Source organism: Pseudomonas sp. C 49-2, assembly GCF_003970195.1.
Classification (GTDB): Bacteria; Pseudomonadota; Gammaproteobacteria; order Pseudomonadales; family Pseudomonadaceae; genus Aquipseudomonas; species Aquipseudomonas canadensis.
On sequence record NZ_RXYG01000002.1, the window covers coordinates 518,983 to 534,829 of the forward strand.

Annotated in this window: 18 protein-coding genes; 5 read left to right on the top strand and 13 right to left on the bottom strand. The window is 61.2% G+C overall.

The annotated features are described in order from the left end of the window. Window positions 1-62: 62 nt before the first annotated feature. Window positions 63-1,223 (top strand): AAA family ATPase, encoded by a 1,161-nt coding sequence (locus tag EJ576_RS05870; RefSeq protein ID WP_123475477.1) that lies wholly within the window; start codon window positions 63-65, stop codon window positions 1,221-1,223. Between the two features lie 126 nt (window positions 1,224-1,349). On the opposite strand, the gene EJ576_RS05875 is transcribed toward EJ576_RS05870, so the two are convergent. The 11 genes from EJ576_RS05875 to EJ576_RS05925 form a co-directional block, all read right to left on the bottom strand. Next, on the bottom strand, window positions 1,350-2,198 hold the full coding sequence (locus EJ576_RS05875; protein WP_068937731.1) for a transporter substrate-binding domain-containing protein: 849 nt from the start codon (window positions 2,196-2,198) through the stop codon (window positions 1,350-1,352). Then, on the bottom strand, window positions 2,195-2,971 hold the full coding sequence (locus EJ576_RS05880) for an amino acid ABC transporter ATP-binding protein (RefSeq protein ID WP_068937730.1): 777 nt from the start codon (window positions 2,969-2,971) through the stop codon (window positions 2,195-2,197). The genes EJ576_RS05875 and EJ576_RS05880 overlap by 4 nt, the downstream gene beginning before the upstream one ends. After that, on the bottom strand, window positions 2,968-3,627 hold the full coding sequence (locus tag EJ576_RS05885) for an amino acid ABC transporter permease (protein ID WP_016975004.1): 660 nt from the start codon (window positions 3,625-3,627) through the stop codon (window positions 2,968-2,970). The genes EJ576_RS05880 and EJ576_RS05885 overlap by 4 nt, the downstream gene beginning before the upstream one ends. Continuing rightward, window positions 3,608-4,273, bottom strand: coding sequence for an amino acid ABC transporter permease (locus EJ576_RS05890; protein WP_123475361.1), 666 nt, complete (start codon window positions 4,271-4,273; stop codon window positions 3,608-3,610). The genes EJ576_RS05885 and EJ576_RS05890 overlap by 20 nt, the downstream gene beginning before the upstream one ends. Window positions 4,274-4,766: 493 nt before the next feature. Further along, entirely contained in the window at window positions 4,767-5,549 is a 783-nt protein-coding gene (locus EJ576_RS05895) for a MetQ/NlpA family ABC transporter substrate-binding protein (RefSeq protein ID WP_028615272.1), read from the bottom strand. A 127-nt stretch (window positions 5,550-5,676) separates the two neighbouring features. Further along, window positions 5,677-6,603, bottom strand: a complete 927-nt coding sequence (locus EJ576_RS05900; RefSeq protein ID WP_028615271.1) for a sigma 54-interacting transcriptional regulator — start codon at window positions 6,601-6,603, stop codon at window positions 5,677-5,679. A 50-nt stretch (window positions 6,604-6,653) separates the two neighbouring features. Then, window positions 6,654-7,235: an alpha/beta hydrolase gene (locus EJ576_RS05905; protein ID WP_016975008.1), complete on the bottom strand. Its 582-nt coding sequence runs from the start codon at window positions 7,233-7,235 to the stop codon at window positions 6,654-6,656. A gap of 175 nt (window positions 7,236-7,410) precedes the next feature. After that, window positions 7,411-7,812 carry a biopolymer transporter ExbD gene (locus EJ576_RS05910; protein ID WP_010565408.1) on the bottom strand — a complete coding sequence of 134 codons (402 nt, stop codon included), beginning with the start codon at window positions 7,810-7,812 and terminating at the stop codon, window positions 7,411-7,413. A gap of 1 nt (window position 7,813) precedes the next feature. Next, a complete protein-coding gene (locus EJ576_RS05915) occupies window positions 7,814-8,536 on the bottom strand; it encodes a MotA/TolQ/ExbB proton channel family protein (protein ID WP_099491561.1) in 723 nt (240 codons plus the stop codon). Between the two features lie 51 nt (window positions 8,537-8,587). Beyond that, on the bottom strand, window positions 8,588-9,403 hold the full coding sequence (locus tag EJ576_RS05920; RefSeq protein ID WP_126569774.1) for an energy transducer TonB: 816 nt from the start codon (window positions 9,401-9,403) through the stop codon (window positions 8,588-8,590). A 240-nt stretch (window positions 9,404-9,643) separates the two neighbouring features. Further along, window positions 9,644-10,495, bottom strand: a complete 852-nt coding sequence (locus EJ576_RS05925) for a LysR family transcriptional regulator (RefSeq protein WP_126569776.1) — start codon at window positions 10,493-10,495, stop codon at window positions 9,644-9,646. A 106-nt stretch (window positions 10,496-10,601) separates the two neighbouring features. On the opposite strand from EJ576_RS05925, the gene EJ576_RS05930 reads away from it, so the two are divergent. The 3 genes from EJ576_RS05930 to EJ576_RS05940 all read left to right on the top strand — a co-directional run bounded on the left by EJ576_RS05930 (window position 10,602) and on the right by EJ576_RS05940 (window position 13,252). After that, on the top strand, window positions 10,602-11,063 hold the full coding sequence (locus EJ576_RS05930) for a nucleoside deaminase (protein WP_126569777.1): 462 nt from the start codon (window positions 10,602-10,604) through the stop codon (window positions 11,061-11,063). Further along, entirely contained in the window at window positions 11,050-12,219 is a 1,170-nt protein-coding gene (locus EJ576_RS05935) for a CynX/NimT family MFS transporter (RefSeq protein WP_078046349.1), read from the top strand. Before EJ576_RS05930 ends, EJ576_RS05935 begins: the two co-directional genes overlap by 14 nt. A 97-nt stretch (window positions 12,220-12,316) precedes the next feature. Continuing rightward, window positions 12,317-13,252 carry a LysR family transcriptional regulator gene (locus EJ576_RS05940; protein ID WP_123475373.1) on the top strand — a complete coding sequence of 312 codons (936 nt, stop codon included), beginning with the start codon at window positions 12,317-12,319 and terminating at the stop codon, window positions 13,250-13,252. Here EJ576_RS05940 and EJ576_RS05945 read toward each other — a convergent pair. Beyond that, complete coding sequence (locus EJ576_RS05945; RefSeq protein ID WP_126569779.1) at window positions 13,143-14,237, bottom strand: fatty acid desaturase; 1,095 nt, start codon at window positions 14,235-14,237, stop codon at window positions 13,143-13,145. The genes EJ576_RS05940 and EJ576_RS05945 overlap by 110 nt on opposite strands. Window positions 14,238-14,338: 101 nt before the next feature. Between EJ576_RS05945 and EJ576_RS05950 the strand changes: the two genes are divergently transcribed. Beyond that, window positions 14,339-15,343, top strand: a complete 1,005-nt coding sequence (locus EJ576_RS05950) for an AraC family transcriptional regulator (RefSeq protein WP_126569781.1) — start codon at window positions 14,339-14,341, stop codon at window positions 15,341-15,343. 128 nt (window positions 15,344-15,471) lie between these two features. On the opposite strand, the gene EJ576_RS05955 is transcribed toward EJ576_RS05950, so the two are convergent. Further along, complete coding sequence (locus tag EJ576_RS05955) at window positions 15,472-15,837, bottom strand: response regulator (RefSeq protein ID WP_126569783.1); 366 nt, start codon at window positions 15,835-15,837, stop codon at window positions 15,472-15,474. Window positions 15,838-15,847: the final 10 nt, after the last annotated feature.

The window sequence follows — 15,847 nt, forward strand, 5'->3', positions numbered from 1 at the left end:
AGGGTTCCTTATCTGCATGGAGGCTCCCATACTCCAATGGTTCCCACGCCGACTGAATGCCCATGCTCAAGACCCTCGCGGTGGCCAATTACCGCTCGATCAATAAATTGGTAGTGCCCCTGGACCGACTCAACCTGGTCACCGGCCCCAATGGCAGCGGCAAGTCCAACTTGTACCGCGCCCTGCGCCTGCTGGCGGAAACCGCCCAGGGCGGGGTGATCAATGCGCTGGCCCGTGAGGGTGGACTGGATTCGACCTTCTGGGCCGGGCCGGAGACCATCAGCCGGCGCATGCGCAGCGGTGAGGTGCCGGTCGAGCCCATCGTGCGTCAGGGCGTCAAACGCTTGCGCCTGGGCTTTGCCGGGGAAGATTTCAGCTACGCCATTTCCCTGGGGCTGCCGGAAAAAACGCTGTCCTATTTCTCGCTGGACCCGGAAGTGAAGAAGGAATGCATCTGGGCCGGCCCTATCTACCGCCCGGCCAGCCTGCTGGTGCAGCGTTCCGGGCCGATGGTGCGGGCGCGTGAGGGCCGCGCCTGGGATGTGCTGGCCCAGCACACGCCGAACTACCACAGCCTGTTTGATCAGGTTGGCAGCCTGCGCGGTTCGCCGGAGGTGTTGCTGCTGCGCGAAAGCATCCGTGGCTGGCGCTTTTATGATCACTTTCGCAGCGATGTCGACGCGCCGGTCCGCCAACCTCAACTGGGCACACGTACGCCAGTGCTACATCACGACGGGCGCGACCTGGCGGCGGCGTTGCAGACCATTCGTGAAATCGGCGATCCCGAGGCATTGCAGCGCGCAGTCAGCGACGCTTTCCCCGGCGCACGCCTGAATATCGAGCCCTTGCAGGGCGGGCGCTTTGCGATTGAGTTTTATCAGGAAGGTTTGCTGCGGCCATTGTCGGCGGCGGAGCTGTCGGACGGGACTTTGCGTTATTTACTGCTGATCGCGGCGCTGCTCACTCCTCGACCACCGACCATGATGGTGCTGAACGAGCCGGAAACCAGTTTGCATCCGGACTTGCTGCCGGCGTTGGCGCGCTTGATTATCCAGGCCTCCCGGCAGTGCCAGGTGTGGGTAGTGTCACATGCCAGCCGCTTGATTGCGGCGTTGCAGCAGGATGAGGGGTGCAATTCGATTGTGTTGGAGAAGGTGTTGGGGGAAACGCGGATCGTCGGGCAGGGGATTCTGGATGCGCCCGCGTGGCATTGGCCAGAATAGGCGGTGTCCTTCAGGGCCTCATCGCGGGCAAGCCCGGCTCCCACAGTTTTGATGTGTGAATACTTTTAACTGTGGGAGCTGGCTTGCCTGCGATAGCGGTAGATCAGTCACTCAATAATTAACTGATCAGCCCTGCCACTTCCCGCCTTCAACAATCACACTTTCCGGCTTGGTGTCATCGCTCAGCTCTTTACGCACATACTGGTCGTACAGCTTGAGCAGAAATTTCTCCTCGCCCAACTTCGCCAACTCGGTGTTCACCCAGTCACGCAGTTCGATGTTGCCCTTCTTCACCGCGGGTGCAATCGGCGCTTCGTCACCCAGCTTTTCTTCCAGCACACGGTAGCCCGGGTTCTGCTTGGCCCAGCTGAACAGCACAAGGTTGTCCTGGGCATAGGCATCACCACGGCCGGCAGACAACGCCTGCAACGACTCGGAGTTTTTCTCGAACTTGAGCAGTTTCCAGTCCGGGTGATTCTTGGTCAGCCAGATATCGGCGGTGGTGCCGGTGGTGACGATGGTGGTGCGGGTGGCCAGGTCATCCAGGCTTTTTACCGCGCTGTCGTTTGGTACCAGGGCCTGCACCGCGACTTTCAGGTTGGGGTTGGTGAAGTCGACTGCTTCCTTGCGTTCCGGGGTCACGGTCATGTTGGCGAGGATCAGGTCGACCTTATCGCTTTGCAGGAACGGAATACGGCTGGCCGGCTCGACGGCAACGAACTCGACCTTGTTTTCATCGCCCAGCAGGTCTTTGGCGAATTGGCGACCGATGTCGGTATCGAAGCCTACGTAACGGCCAGCTTCGTTCACAAAACCAAACGGCGGTTTGTCGGTGAAGACACCGACGATCAGTTTGTCACGGGCCTTGATCTTATCGATGTAACTGACAGCGGCAGGTTTTACAGGCTCTTCGGCCTTTTTATCGCAGCCGGCCAGCAGAGCGACGGCAAACAGTGGCAGCAGTAACTTTTTCATATCAGCTCCAGTTCCTTGGTTTTCTTGGGCAGTGTTGAAACAAAGGAGAACTTCTCCAGGAACTGCTGCGCTCGTGCGGTTTGCGGGTTCGTAAAGAATGCCTCGGGGGTGTTTTGTTCGAGGATGCGACCGGCCTCCATGAACACCACGCGGTCGGCGACGGCGCGGGCGAAAGCCATTTCGTGGGTAACGATCAGCAAGGTCATGCCATCGCGGGCCAGGCCCTGGATCACTTCCAGCACTTCCTTGACCATTTCCGGGTCGAGGGCTGCGGTGACTTCGTCAAACAGCATGACCTGAGGGTTCATGCACAACGAGCGGACGATAGCGATGCGTTGCTGTTGGCCACCGGACAGCTGGCGCGGGAAGGCGTCGCGCTTGTCGGCCAAGCCCACGCGTTCCAACAGTTTCTCGGCCTGTTCGCGGGCTTCTCGCGGGTCGCGCTTTTGCACTTTCAGTGGACCGAGCAGAATGTTGTCGAGCACGCTCATGTGCGGGAACAGGTGGTAGCTCTGGAACACCATGCCGATGTCCTGACGCACCTGGCGCCAGTCGGTGTGTTTGTCCAAAAGTTCTTTGCCGGCAAACCGCAGGCTGCCGCTATGCGCCACTTCCAGGCCGTTGAGGCAACGCAGCAAGGTGCTTTTGCCGCAGCCGCTGGGGCCAAGGATCACTAGCACTTCGCCGCTTTGCACGCTCAGGTCGATGCCCTTGAGCACCTGCGCCTCGCCGAAGAATTTGTTGAAACCCTGGAACTCGATCAATGCACTCATGCTTGGGCCCAGCGCCGTTCCAGCACCTTGGAGGCGGCCGACAACGGGTAGCAGATAAAGAAGAAAAACAGGAACAGCACGCCGTAGATCAATACCGACTCATAGGTGCGTTCGATGATTTGCTGGCCGACCTTGATCACGTCCACCACGCCGATCAGCACCGCCAGGGAGCTGGTCTTGATGATGCGTGTGTAGACGTTGATGGTCGGCGGCGTCATGCGTTTCAGGGCTTGGGGCAGCAGCACGTAGCCGTAGAGCTGCGGGTCCGAGAGACCAATCGACAACCCCGCTTCACGTTGCCCGCGTGGCAGCGAATGCAAGGCACCGCGCACCACTTCGCCCACCTCGCTGGCACCCCACAGTGACAGCACCAGCACCGCGCACCAAAAACTCGGAATGCTCAGGCCGAAGAAAATCGGCAGCCCGAAAAACAGCAGGTACAACCACACCAACACCGGGATCGCGCGGAACAGCTCCAGGTACACCCGCAGCACCGCGTTGATCAACCGGTTGTTCAAAGTGCGCAGCACGCCATACAACACGCCGCCGATGGTGCTGAACGCGATGCTCAAGAACGAGATCGACAGGGTTTGCGCAGCGCCCTTGCCCAGTTGCGGCAACGACACCCACAGCAACTCAAGACCCGAACTGGCCATGCTGGAGCCTCCTTTCCAGGCGGCTGAGCAACAGCGACAGCGGCAAGAACAGCAACACGCAGATCAACGTCAGCACGGCGAGCATTTCGTAGGTCTTGTAGTAGAGGGCGATGTAGCTCTTGGTGGTGTAGAGAATCTCCGGCACCGCCACGGCGGAAACCACGGTGGTCTCCTTGAGCAGGAAGATGAAATTGGCGAACAACGCCGGCAGGCTGAGGATGCCGGCCTGAGGCAGGATCACATGGCGCAGCAGTTGCCAGTCGGACAGGCCAATGGACTTGCCCGACTCGATCTGCGCCAGCGGCACGGCCTCCACGCCCGCACGCAACACTTCGGTGAGGTAGGCGCCGCCGAGGAAAGTCATGGTAATGATCGCCGCCCAGAACCCGGAAATATTGAAGCCCAGGGCCGGCAGCGCGAAGTACACGAAGAACAGCTGGATCAACAGCGGCGTATTGCGCGCCAGCTCCACATAGAGCGCCACCAGGCGCGACAGGTACGGCGTGCGAAACACCAGCAGCGCCGCGTTGATCAGCGCCACCAGCATCGAGGTGGCAATGGCGATCAGGCCGACTTGCAGCGTCACGCCCACGGCTTTCAGAAACGCCGGGAGCGTGCTGAGGATAAAAGCGAAATCGAAGGTCATTTCCAGTCCATGACGCCGCAAGGGTAATGCAGCGAGCGCAATCCGATCCGGCGTGGGTAACGCCGGGTAGCGCGAACTTTAAAGGTATAAAAAAGAAAATTTAAATACCCAAATAGCATATTGATATCACCCAAAAAGATAACCCCCGGATTCGCGGGTTTGACGGGTGGCAGCTATGGTTGGAGGGTCTGAGATTCGAGGGATCGAACCATGAAGGAAGTGAAAGCGATGGATCCGCAGGAGTTGGTGAAGTGGTTGATGGCGTTGCGGCGGGCAATCAATAGCCGCGCTCTCTAAAATACACCGCCGACAAAGGTGGGAGCTGGCTTGCCTGCGATAGCGGTGGATCAGCCAGCACGCCATTAGCTGACAAACCGCCATCGCAGGCAAGCCAGCTCCCACAGTTTTAACCGCATTCCAATGCCGAGCATAAAAAAACGCCGACGCTGTAACAGCCGTCGGCGTTCAAACCTTGAAGGGGGTTTTGTCTACATCAGAACGCAGGCACTACCGCGCCGTTGTACTTTTTCTCGATGAACGCTTTGACTTCCGGGCTGGTCAGGGCCTTGGACAGTTTCTGGATAGCATCGCTGTCCTTGTTGTCCGGACGAGCCACCAAGAAGTTCACGTATGGCGACTTGGCGTCTTCGATGATCAGCGCGTCCTTGGCTGGGTTCAGGCCAGCTTCCAGGGCGTAGTTGGTGTTGATCAGGTCCAGGTCAACCTGGTCCAGCACGCGTGGCAGCAGGGCCGATTCCAGCTCCTTGAATTTCAGGTGCTTGGGGTTGTCCTTGATGTCTTTTGGCGTGGCCAGGGCGTTGGTCGGGTCTTTCAGGGTGATCACGCCAGCTTTCTGCAGCAGCAACAGGGCGCGGCCGCTATTGGAGCCTTCGTTCGGGATGGCCACGGTGGCGCCATCTTTGAGCTCAGAAATGTTCTTGATCTTTTTCGAGTAGCCGCCGAAGGGTTCAACGTGCACGCCGACCACAGTCACCAGGTTGGTACCCTTGCCCTTGTTGAAGTTTTCCAGGTACGGCAGGGTCTGGAAGTAGTTGGCGTCCAGGCGTTTCTCGGCAACCTGTACGTTGGGCTGTACGTAGTCGGTGAAGACTTTGATTTCCAGGTCCACGCCTTCTTTGGCGAGGGTAGGCTTGACCAGTTCGAGGATCTCGGCGTGCGGGATCGGGGTGGCGGCCACCACCAGTTTCTCGTTGGCCTGGGCGAAGCTTGCAGTCAGGGCAGCCGCCAGTGCGGTAAACAACAGAACCTTTTTCATGCAGTGTCCTTATCGAAATTCCGGGGCGTCTCTGACGACCGTTTTTTATGAGGTGTGCCAGCGAAGTGCTATCGCGGCGTGGAGGGGACAATACCTAGATTTTTTATTCCCGAACAATATCTTTTATTCACGTTGATATTCCATTTTGTTCATGTAGGAATTTACGCAGCGTTTCCTGCTCGGCGGGGCTGGCACTCTGGAAAATGCGCTGCACCTGTTCCAACGGCGAACCTGCGACCGGCAGGTTCAAATGCTCGGGCAGGATCTCGTCGCCGCTGCTCACCAGCAACGCGAAGTGAATGACGTTTTCCAGCTCACGGGTATTGCCCGGCCAGCTGTGGTGTTCCAGCACACGCTGCGCGGCATCGCTGATCAGCGGCACCGGCAGGTCCAGGCGCTGACTGTAGATGCCCAGGAAGTATTCGGCCAGGGACAAGATGTCACCGACCCGCTCGCGCAGCGCCGGCAAATCCAACCGACCTTCGCTCAGATAGTGGAACAGGCGCTCATGGAACTTGCCGGCCGCCACGGCCTGAGCCAGGTCGATGCTGGTGGCGGCGACCAGGCGCACATCCACCGGGCTCGGCTGATGGGCACCGACACGGGTGACTTCGTGGTTTTCCAGCGCGGCCAATAGTTTTACCTGGATCGGCAACGGCAAATCGCCAATCTCATCCAGATACAAGGTGCCCCCATTCGCCGAACCGAACCAACCGGCCCGGCTGCTGGCTGCACCACTGTGGCTACCGGCGGCGTAGCCGAACAATTCAGCATCGGCATAGGTCGGGCTGATCGCACCGCAATTGACCGAGACAAACAAGCCGGTACGGTCGCTGCCACGGTGGATATGCCGCGCCAGCAACTCTTTACCACTACCGGTTTCGCCACGAATCAATACGGGCAAGGCGCGCGGCGCGAGGCTCTCGAGGTCTTCGCGCAATTGGCGCGAACGGGGATCGACAAACACCAGCGCCTTGGCGCGGATACTCAGCGGGCTTTTTTCCGCGTCGGGAAAGGTCAGCAAGGGCTGGCCGTAGGTTTCATGCAGACTCATGGCAGGCTCCCGCCCCAAATCCACTTAAGGGACGGGGCGTTGAAAAATGTTCAGGCAGTGCGCCGGGCGTGATGCTCAAGGCGACTTTGCAGGCGGTACAGGTAAGCAAATCCCTGCTCCCAGCGTTGGTGGCCGGACTTGACATTGATATGGCCAGCACCGGAGAGAATGCCCGCTTCGGCACCCCAGTTACGCGCCAATTCCAGGGCCCTTGGTGCGCTGACGGCACTGTCGTTATCGGAACTGACCACCTGACTGGGAAACGGCAACAGATCGGTCGGGATCGGCGCGAAATTACGCAATGCCGGAGAGCAAGCAGGACGCTCGACATCGGCCGGCGCCACCAGCAAGGCGCCGCGTACCTGACGCAGAAACTGCACCGGCGCAGTGGCCGCCCAGTGCGCCACGGTGATGCAGCCCAGGCTATGGGCGATCAGGATCACTGGCGTGCTGTCGGCCGCAATGGCCTCGGCCAGCGCGGCGACCCAGTCTTCGCGACGCGGGGTCAGCCAGTCGGCCTGCTCCACGCGGGCGCTATTGGGCAGGCTGTTCTGCCAGTGACTTTGCCAATGATCTTCTGGCGATCCTTGCCAGCCCGGCACGATCAGATAACGAATCGACTCGCTGTGCATGGGTGTGCCCTCCTGCAGCGTTTAACGTTGCTGAACAGTATAGGGACGGGTGTTATATTCGTTAAGGAATAAGAAGCTATTTATTAATAACCAAAAATTCATATGGGTTTTACACAAAAAAAAAGGCCGCACCCTGCCAAGGAGACGGCCAAAAAATTGTCGAGGCTTGTGTAACTTAACGAGCGGTAATCACCGACAGCTTGGTAATGCCCGCGCGTTCGATAGACGCCATGGCTCGCGCCACTTCGCCGTAGTTCACGCCATCGTCAGCCTGCAGTTGCACCCGCACATCGGGGTCCTTGGCCTTGGCCGCCTGCAGGTTGAACTCCAACAGGTCCGGCTGGATTTCGTCCTTGTTGATAAACAGTTTGCCGGCACCGTCGATGCTCACCACCAGCGGGTCTTTCTGCTCCACCGGCGCGACCGCCTCAGTCTTGGGCAGGTTGATCGGGATCGCGTTGGTCAAAAGCGGCGCGGTGACGATAAACACCACCAGCAGCACCAGCATCACGTCCACCAGCGGCGTGACGTTGATCTCGCTCAGTACCTCATCGCTGTCTTGCGTGGAAAAGGCCATCTCAGGACGCCTCCTTCACTTTTTGCGGGTTACTGGCAGTGGTTTTGTTCAGGGTCGGGTGCAGCAGCACACGGAAGGAATTTTTCTGCGCCAGGCTGTAGAAGTCGTGGGCAAAGTCGTCCAGGTCCGCAGCCGTCAGCTTCAGGCGACGCAGGAAATAGTTGTAGACCAGCACCGCAGGCACCGCGACGGCGATACCCACACCGGTGGCGACCAATGCCGCGCCAATCGGGCCGGCCACGGTTTCAAGGCTGGCGGAACCGGCGGCGCTGATGCCCTTGAGGGCTTCCATGATGCCCCACACGGTGCCGAACAGACCGATGAACGGCGAGGTGCTGCCGATACTGGCAACCACGGCCAGGCCGGTTTCCAGGGAGCGGCGCTCACGCACGATCTGCTGACGCAGGGCGCGTTCGAGGCGGTCCTGGTGGTTGATCGCCTGGCTCAGGTCCGCCGCGTGCGGGGTTTCGCCCACCTGGATCGCGGCATAACCGGCCTGGGCCACGCGGGCAGCGGCGCCCGGCTGGGTTTCGGCCAGTTCGGCGGCCGAGTCGAGACTCGACGCCGCCCAGAACTGTTTGTGGAACTTGCGATCCTGCGCCTTGAGGCGACCGAACTGCACGCCCTTGAGCAGGGCCAGGCCCCAGGTGGCGACCGAAAAGACCACCAGCAGCCAGATCACCGCGCTTTCGATGGATTCAAGTGGAGATGCTAATGCCATGATGTTTTCCCTCTGTGCAGGTCGCGGCGTGTTCAACACACCGCAGCCGAATAGTTAGTGAATCTTGAAATCGATCGGTACGCTGACCCAGCCGTCCTGGGCCACATCGCCCTGCTTGGCCGGTACGAAGCTCCAACGCTTCACCGCTGACAACGCGGCGTCGTCGAGTTGCTGGCGACCGCTGCTTTTCTGGACCTGGATTTCGCCCGGCTTGCCACTGGCCAGGACATGCACCCGCAACAACACCGTGCCTTCCCAACCGCGACGCTGGGCCAGTGACGGGTACTCCGGCGCCGGGTTCTTCAGGTACGCGGCGTTGGCCGAAGCAGGCGTTACCGGCGCCGGCGCTGGCGGAGCAACGGGCGCGGGGGCCGGTGGTGCCGGCGTGGGTGGCGCAGGCGGCTGCTCGACCGGCTTCGGTGCGGGCTTGGGCTCAGGCTTTGGAACCGGCTTCGGCTTGGGCTTTGGAATCGGTTTGGGTGGGGCTGGCTTGGCGGCCAACTCATCCACGACCGGCGGCGGTGGCTCGACCACAGGTGGCGGTGGCGGCGGCACAGGCGGCGGCGGTTCCACCACCGGCGGCGCCGGCTGCGAAAATTCGATGGTCATCGGTGGGATTTCCGGCGGCACAATCGGCAGCACCGGCGTCGGCTTCTGGCTCACCCAGTAAATCACCGCTCCGTGCAGGGCCAGCACCAGCAGACCGAGCAGGAGCCCTTCGCGACGGCTAGAGAAACGCTTTGGAGTTTTCTGCGTTCGCAGCTGCCCCAACGGCGCGCGGTGCGGCCGGCCAAGGTCGACCAACTCACCGCTCGGTGCCTGGCGCCATTGCGCCTCGTGTGCACTGGCGGCGGTCTGGACATTGCCCATTGATTCACTCCCTACGGTTTTGAAACAAAAAAACCGACAGGCCTGCATGGGAGGCCGTCGAGGGCTGAATCATCGGGGCCAGACGCTTATCTCTTAAAGTAATCTTTAAAGTTATACATAGATCCAAATTGAATAAATGAAGCATCCTGAAATGGCAAACCCACGTCCTGCGTGGCCTGGCGCCGAGGCACCACTTTTGAATGCCTTTCAGGCATTAAAAATATTCAGTAAAGGCATGGGTCAAGCAGGGCTGTTTGCGCACAAATCGAGCAATTGCCGTTGCAGGCTCTGCCCCGCCGCGCCCAAGCCAGTGCGGCCGTACAACGCCAACCGCACGCCTTGGACCTTCGGCAAACCGCTGTCCGGACCCAGCACGACATGCCCATCCTGCACGACTCGACGGGGCAACAAACTGACACCCAGCCCCGCCGCCACCGCGGAACACACACTGGCCAGGCTCGCGCTGGAGTAACCAATGCGCCAGCGCCAGCCGCCCACTTCCAGGTGTTGCAGCATTTCATTGCGATACAGGCCGCCCACCGGAAATGCCACCAACGGCAATGGGTCGCGCCCCAACGACGGCGTGCTGCGGCTGTCGACCCAGCACAACGGCTCCGGCCACGAGGCCACGCAGTCATCGCTGTCGCCCATCTGCTTGACCAACAATATGTCGAACTCACCGCTGCGGTACTGGCGCTGCAACTCGGGGCCAAGGCCGCTGGTGACTTCCAGGCGCACCCGGGGATAGGCCTGCACAAACGACGAAAGCAGCGGCATCAGGCGCTCGGCGGCAAAGTCCTCCGGCACGCCGAGGCGCAGCACACCGTCGCTTTGCTGGTTGATCAACACATCGGCGGCTTCTTCATGCAGCGCGAGGATGCGTCGCGCATAGGCCAGCAGGCGCTCGCCCTCAGCGGTCGCCACCACCCGGCGCTGATCGCGGTCCAGCAACTGGCACGCTACCGCGTCTTCAAGGCGACGGATCTGCTGGCTGACGGTGGACTGGGTCAGGTGCAGGCGCTCGGCGGCACGGGTGAAATTGCCGCAATCCACCACGGCGACAAAACTGCGCAACAACACAGGATCGAACATGACGCTCACCATTCCATTTGCCACTGGTTGGCATGGTTATATTTAATTTCAGAATACCTCGGCGGCTGCCCATACTTCACCCTCCATCCTGCTCAGAGGGGTTCCCATGACCGACGATCACCCGCACCTGCAACGCGCCATCCGACTGGCCCAGGCCAACGTCGCCAGCGGTGGCCGGCCCTTTGGCGCGGTGTTGACGCGCAACGGCGAAGTGCTGGTGGAGGCCGTGAATGAAATCCACTTGACCCAAGACCCCACCGCCCACGCCGAACTGCTGGCGATCCGCGCAGCAAGCCAGCAGCTCGGCGCGCGCCTGGACGGCTGTGTGATCTATGCCAGCGGCCAGCCCTGCCCCATGTGCCTGAGCGCCATGTACCTGTGCGGTGTGGAGCGAGTGGTGTTTGCCGCCAGCAATGCCATGGCCGAGCCGTTTGGCTTGTCGACGGCGGCGATCGGGCAACAAGTGGGCTTGCCGGTGAGCGAACAGCGCTTGCCGATCCAGCACCTGCCCGACGCCGCCATGACAGCCCTGTATCGCGAATGGAAAACCCTGCATGCCCCAGAATAAGTCCCTCGCTGGCTGGGGCCTGCTGGTGGTCCTGGGTTTGAACCTGCGCCCCATCCTCAGCTCCATCAGCCCGCTGCTCGGCGAGATCCGCCAGGCCACCGGCCTCAGTTTCCAGAGCAGCGCCCTGCTCACCAGTTTGCCGGTGGTGTGCATGGGCCTGGTGGCGCTGGTAGGCGTGCGCGTGGAAGCGCAACTGGGTGAGCGACGCGGCATCGCCCTGGGCCTGGTGATGATCCTGTTGGCGTGCCTGGCCCGCTGGCTGATGGGCCAGGGGTCGACATTGCTGGTGACGGCATTGCTTGGCGGTGCCGGCGTGGCGCTGATCCAGGCGTTGGTGCCGGCGATGATCAAGCGTGAATTCCATCACCGCGTGCCGGTGGCGATGGGCGTGTATTCCGCGTCGTTGATGGCCGGCGGCGGCCTGGCGGCGCTGCTCAGCCCGGTGGCGGCCAGCCACTTCCAGCAATGGCAGGCCGGGCTCGGCGTGTGGCTGTTGCCGGCGTTGGCGGCGTTGCTGCTGTGGGCCTGGTTGCCGCTGGGCGCAGCCAAAAACCTCCAGGTAGCGCCTGCCTTCCAGGGCCTGCGCAATCGCCGCGCCTGGCTGCTGGCGCTGTACTTCGGCCTGGTCAATTGCGGCTACATGAGCATGGTGGCGTGGCTGCCGGCTTACTATCAGCAACTGGGTTGGGGCGTGCTGCCCAGTGGTTCGTTGCTGGCCTTCATGACGATCTTTCAGGTCATCGCCGCGCTGTTGATGCCGGTGCTGGCACAACGCGGAGTCGACCGCCGGCCATTGCTGTGGATCAGCCTGCTGGCCCAGACCATTGGCTACCTCGGCCTATTGATCGCGCCGTTGCAGTTTCCCCACCTGTGGGTAGCGCTGTGCGGCTTCGGCCTGGGCGCGTGTTTCGCCCTGAGCCTGCTGCTGACCCTCGACCACCACCGCGACCCGCGCCAGGCCGGGCAACTGGCGGCGTTCGTGCAGGGCGTGGGCTTTTTGATCAATGCGATTTCGCCGTGGCTGACCGGTTGGCTGCGTGAACTCACCGGCAGTTTTGTCAGCGCCTGGGTAGTGCTGACGGTGACAGCGGTGGCGATGCTGGTGGTGACACGGGTGTTCAGCCCCGCCACCTATCGCACGGCGCCGGCTCTATAGATATGCGTTTAAGATCTAGATAAAACAAACATGCTTCATTGACGGAATAAGCATCACCCTTAAAATCCCGGTTCCCCTACAGGATGCCGGGCACACTATGGATCTTCGCCAACTGCGCTACTTCATCGCGCTCAACGAGCACCGCAGTTTCGTGCGCGCGGCGGACGCCATGGGCATCACGCAACCAGCATTCAGCCGCAGCATCCAGGGCCTGGAACAGGAATTCGGCTGTGTGCTGGTGGACCGCGCGAACAAAGACCTGCGTCCCACCCCCGAAGGCCAGGTGGTGCTGCAACACGCATTGAGCCTGGTGCAAGGCGCGGCATTGTTGAGCCATGAAGTCACGCGCATGACCAAGCTCGACGCCGGCGAAGTGCGCTTCGGCAGCGACGCGGTGGCCGCCGTGAACCTGGTGCCCCAGACGATGGCGCGCTTTGTCTCCACCTACCCCAAGGTGCGCACTGCGTTGCAGGTGGATAACTGGGAAAAACTCGGACGCAGCCTGAACCGTGAAGAGATCGAATTCTTTATCGCCGATGTGCGTCACTTCGAGGCTGACCCGAACTTTCAGACCCAGGCCCTGACGCCTCGGCGCAGCGTGTTTTTCTGCCGCGCCGGGCACCCGCTACTGGCCAAGGACAGCCTGTCCACCAACGACCTGTTCAGCTACCCGCTGGCCACCCCCCTGATCGCGCCCGGCATTCGCAAGCTGCTGGCCAACCTCAGCGGGCGCGTCGACTTTGCGCCTGCCATCGAGCTTGAGCAATTGGCCGCATTGGCCACCATCGTGAAGCAATCCGATGCCATCGGCCTGGGCGCCGAAGAGGCTTTCGTCGAGGCATTCGCCAGTGGTCAATTACGGGTGCTGCATTGGCGTAATCTGCCACATGCGTTGGACAGCCTCAGCAACCGTTGCGGGGTGATCAGCCGCGCTGGGGTGCGCTTGTCGCCTGCGGCGAAGGCGTTGATCGAAACCCTGCTGGCGGTGGAAAACCCAGCCGATTGGCCCGCGCAAACGTCCCGAAATCATTGAAGCGCACGCCCATCTCAGCCATCACTTTGTGCGCCACCTTGGCGGTCATCTGGCGGATGTAAAACGGTTCCTTCACCACAAAATGGTGGATGCCGTGGGTGCTGCCGAAATTGAAGCAGAACGCCTGCAGAGGCCACATCCACCACGGGTTCAACACCTGGGTCTGCTGGATCACATTGCCCAGTTCCACATCGCCGTAGTAGTGCATGTTGGAGCTGACGAAGTGCAGGCAAAAGGTGCGCAGCACATTCGGGCCGATGATCACCACGGCGGCGATATCAATCACCTGCATCATCTGCAGGGTGCCGGCTGACCACTCGATGGGCGCACCGAGCAGACTGGCAATGCCATTGGCGGCATGAAAGCCAAGGAACACGTACCACGCGCCCCAATGCAGCAGCGCCAGCGGTGCATACACCAGCAGCGAGCGCTTGAGGATCGTCAGTTTGTGCTTCCAGGTCTTGGCCCGCAGGATGCGGATAAACGCCGACATGACGTTATCGCCGACCATCAGCAACCGCGCAAAACCCCAGGGCTCGCCGTTAGTGATCGCGCGCTCTTCCATATCGGTCTCGGTGCCGGAGACCTTGTGATGGTTGAGATGCAGGTGCCGGCGCACCCACGGGTTGATCGTGCTCGGCCGCGCCAGCCACACCAGGCCCATCATCAGGTTGTGGGGCAGGCGCTGCTTGCGAAAATACATGCTGTGGATCAGGTCGTGTTCCAACTCGTGGGTCAGTGAAGCCAGGAACGCGTTAAGCAGCAGGCACACCCACCAGGCCATATGGCCCGTGAGATAGAGCGCCGCCGAGCCCAGCATGCCGAGCAGCGCAAACGCCAGAATGCCCGCGCCCAGCGCGTCCTGATGCAGCAGCCAAGGGTGTTGCTGGCGCAGGCGCACGCCTTCGGCCAGCACGACTTCACGGATAAGCGCCGAGCGCTGTTGCGCGTTCATCTGCTGGGGACTTGCAGAAGTACCGTCCATGCTTCCATCCTCTTGTTTATTGATGCTCACATCCTGCCCCAAGCGATCAATCAGGATGCTAGCCCCGGACGCCAACCTGTTGACCGCAAGCGCCAATCGCCATGACCGAACCCACCTCCCTCGCCAGTTGGACGCGCGCCCTGCGCAAGCAGCTCGACGCCCTGGGCCTCGACAGCGCCGCGTTGTGCCAGCAAGCCGGGCTCGACCCGCAGCGGATGGACGATCCCAACGCACGCTACCCGCTGTCGGCCACCACGCGCTTGTGGGAACTGGCAGTGCAGGCCAGCGGCGATCCAGCGATTGGGCTGCGGGTGTCGCGGTTCGTCAGCCCCACCACGTTTCATGCGTTGGGGTATGCGCTGGTGGCCAGTGGCAGCTTGCGGGAAGTGTTCGAGCGCATCGTGCGGTATCACCAGGTGGTCAGCGATGCCTTGAGCCTGGAGCTGAGCGGCGACGGCGAACGCTATCGGTTCCGCTTGCTGCAACTACCGGGAAACCCAGCGCCAGCGTTCGAGGCCATCGATGCGTTTGCGGCGATCTATGTGCGCACTTGTCGCAATCGCCTGGGGCGCGAATACGCGCCGCTGGCGGTGTACCTGCGAAGGCCGGAACCGGCCGATCCCAAGCCATGGCACACGGTGTTTCGCGCGCCGGTGTTTTTCGGCGCTGAGGAAGACCGCCTGGAGTTCGCCGCGCAGGATTTCGACAGCCACCTGGACGACGCCAACCCCGAACTGGCCGAGCACAATGAAACCGTGCTCAAGCGCACCCTCGCCCAACTGCAACCGCTGACCTGGGAGCGCAAAGTACGCGCGGCCATCGAAGCGCAATTGCCGGATGGCGAGCCGAGCGCCGAGCGAATTGCGCAAGCGTTACACCTGAGCTTGCGCAGTTTGCAGCGGCATCTGGCGGATGAGGGCTGCCGGTTTGATGCGCTGCTCAACGAGTGTCGGGAGAACCTGGCGTTGCTGCATTTGCGTGATCCGCAATGCTCATTGGCGGAAATCAGTCATTTGCTGGGGTTTGCTGATACCAGCAGTTTCAACCGTGCGTTCAAACGCTGGACGGGGATGACGCCGGGGCAGTTCAGGGATGGCTTGCGGTAGGTGGATTTGCGGTGTTCGTGATGGCCCCATCGCGGGCAAACCCGGCTCCCACAGGGGGATGCATTCCAAATGTGGGAGCTGGCTTGCCTGCGATGGCGGTGGTCCAGGTATTGAAAATGCCGGATCAATCAGCGCCCACGGTCACGCCGCAACAACTTCTTCACCCGCGCCACCAAGGCCTTGGCTTCAAACGGCTTGAGCAAGTAATCATCCTCATGCAGTTCCAACCCGCGCAGACGGTCCTCGATCCCTTCCGGGGTCGTCAAGAACAACACTGGCGTCTCGCCCTTCTTGCGAATCGCCTGCTGCAACTTCCAGGCATTCAAACCCGGCAACATGACATCCAGGATCACCAAGTCATAGTCAGTGCTTTCCACAAACCGCTGAGCTGCCATGCCATTGGCTGCGACTTCCACTGCGAAGCCGGCCTCACTCAAGCCCAGGGCCATGAGTCGCGCCAATTTCGGCTGGTCTTCCACTAACAACACCTGCATGCCTACCTCT

What these genes read in the sequence shown, in the direction of transcription:
- EJ576_RS05870 (WP_123475477.1), top strand. Translation starts at nt 63, where the DNA reads ATGCTCAAGACCCTCGCGGTGGCCAATTACCGCTCGATCAATAAATTG.
- EJ576_RS05875 (WP_068937731.1), bottom strand. Translation starts at nt 2,198, where the DNA reads ATGAAAAAGTTACTGCTGCCACTGTTTGCCGTCGCTCTGCTGGCCGGC.
- EJ576_RS05880 (WP_068937730.1), bottom strand. Translation starts at nt 2,971, where the DNA reads ATGAGTGCATTGATCGAGTTCCAGGGTTTCAACAAATTCTTCGGCGAG.
- EJ576_RS05885 (WP_016975004.1), bottom strand. Translation starts at nt 3,627, where the DNA reads ATGGCCAGTTCGGGTCTTGAGTTGCTGTGGGTGTCGTTGCCGCAACTG.
- EJ576_RS05890 (WP_123475361.1), bottom strand. Translation starts at nt 4,273, where the DNA reads ATGACCTTCGATTTCGCTTTTATCCTCAGCACGCTCCCGGCGTTTCTG.
- EJ576_RS05895 (WP_028615272.1), bottom strand. Translation starts at nt 5,549, where the DNA reads ATGAAAAAGGTTCTGTTGTTTACCGCACTGGCGGCTGCCCTGACTGCA.
- EJ576_RS05900 (WP_028615271.1), bottom strand. Translation starts at nt 6,603, where the DNA reads ATGAGTCTGCATGAAACCTACGGCCAGCCCTTGCTGACCTTTCCCGAC.
- EJ576_RS05905 (WP_016975008.1), bottom strand. Translation starts at nt 7,235, where the DNA reads ATGCACAGCGAGTCGATTCGTTATCTGATCGTGCCGGGCTGGCAAGGA.
- EJ576_RS05910 (WP_010565408.1), bottom strand. Translation starts at nt 7,812, where the DNA reads ATGGCCTTTTCCACGCAAGACAGCGATGAGGTACTGAGCGAGATCAAC.
- EJ576_RS05920 (WP_126569774.1), bottom strand. Translation starts at nt 9,403, where the DNA reads ATGGGCAATGTCCAGACCGCCGCCAGTGCACACGAGGCGCAATGGCGC.
- EJ576_RS05925 (WP_126569776.1), bottom strand. Translation starts at nt 10,495, where the DNA reads ATGTTCGATCCTGTGTTGTTGCGCAGTTTTGTCGCCGTGGTGGATTGC.
- EJ576_RS05930 (WP_126569777.1), top strand. Translation starts at nt 10,602, where the DNA reads ATGACCGACGATCACCCGCACCTGCAACGCGCCATCCGACTGGCCCAG.
- EJ576_RS05935 (WP_078046349.1), top strand. Translation starts at nt 11,050, where the DNA reads ATGCCCCAGAATAAGTCCCTCGCTGGCTGGGGCCTGCTGGTGGTCCTG.
- EJ576_RS05940 (WP_123475373.1), top strand. Translation starts at nt 12,317, where the DNA reads ATGGATCTTCGCCAACTGCGCTACTTCATCGCGCTCAACGAGCACCGC.
- EJ576_RS05945 (WP_126569779.1), bottom strand. Translation starts at nt 14,237, where the DNA reads ATGGACGGTACTTCTGCAAGTCCCCAGCAGATGAACGCGCAACAGCGC.
- EJ576_RS05950 (WP_126569781.1), top strand. Translation starts at nt 14,339, where the DNA reads ATGACCGAACCCACCTCCCTCGCCAGTTGGACGCGCGCCCTGCGCAAG.
- EJ576_RS05955 (WP_126569783.1), bottom strand. Translation starts at nt 15,837, where the DNA reads ATGCAGGTGTTGTTAGTGGAAGACCAGCCGAAATTGGCGCGACTCATG.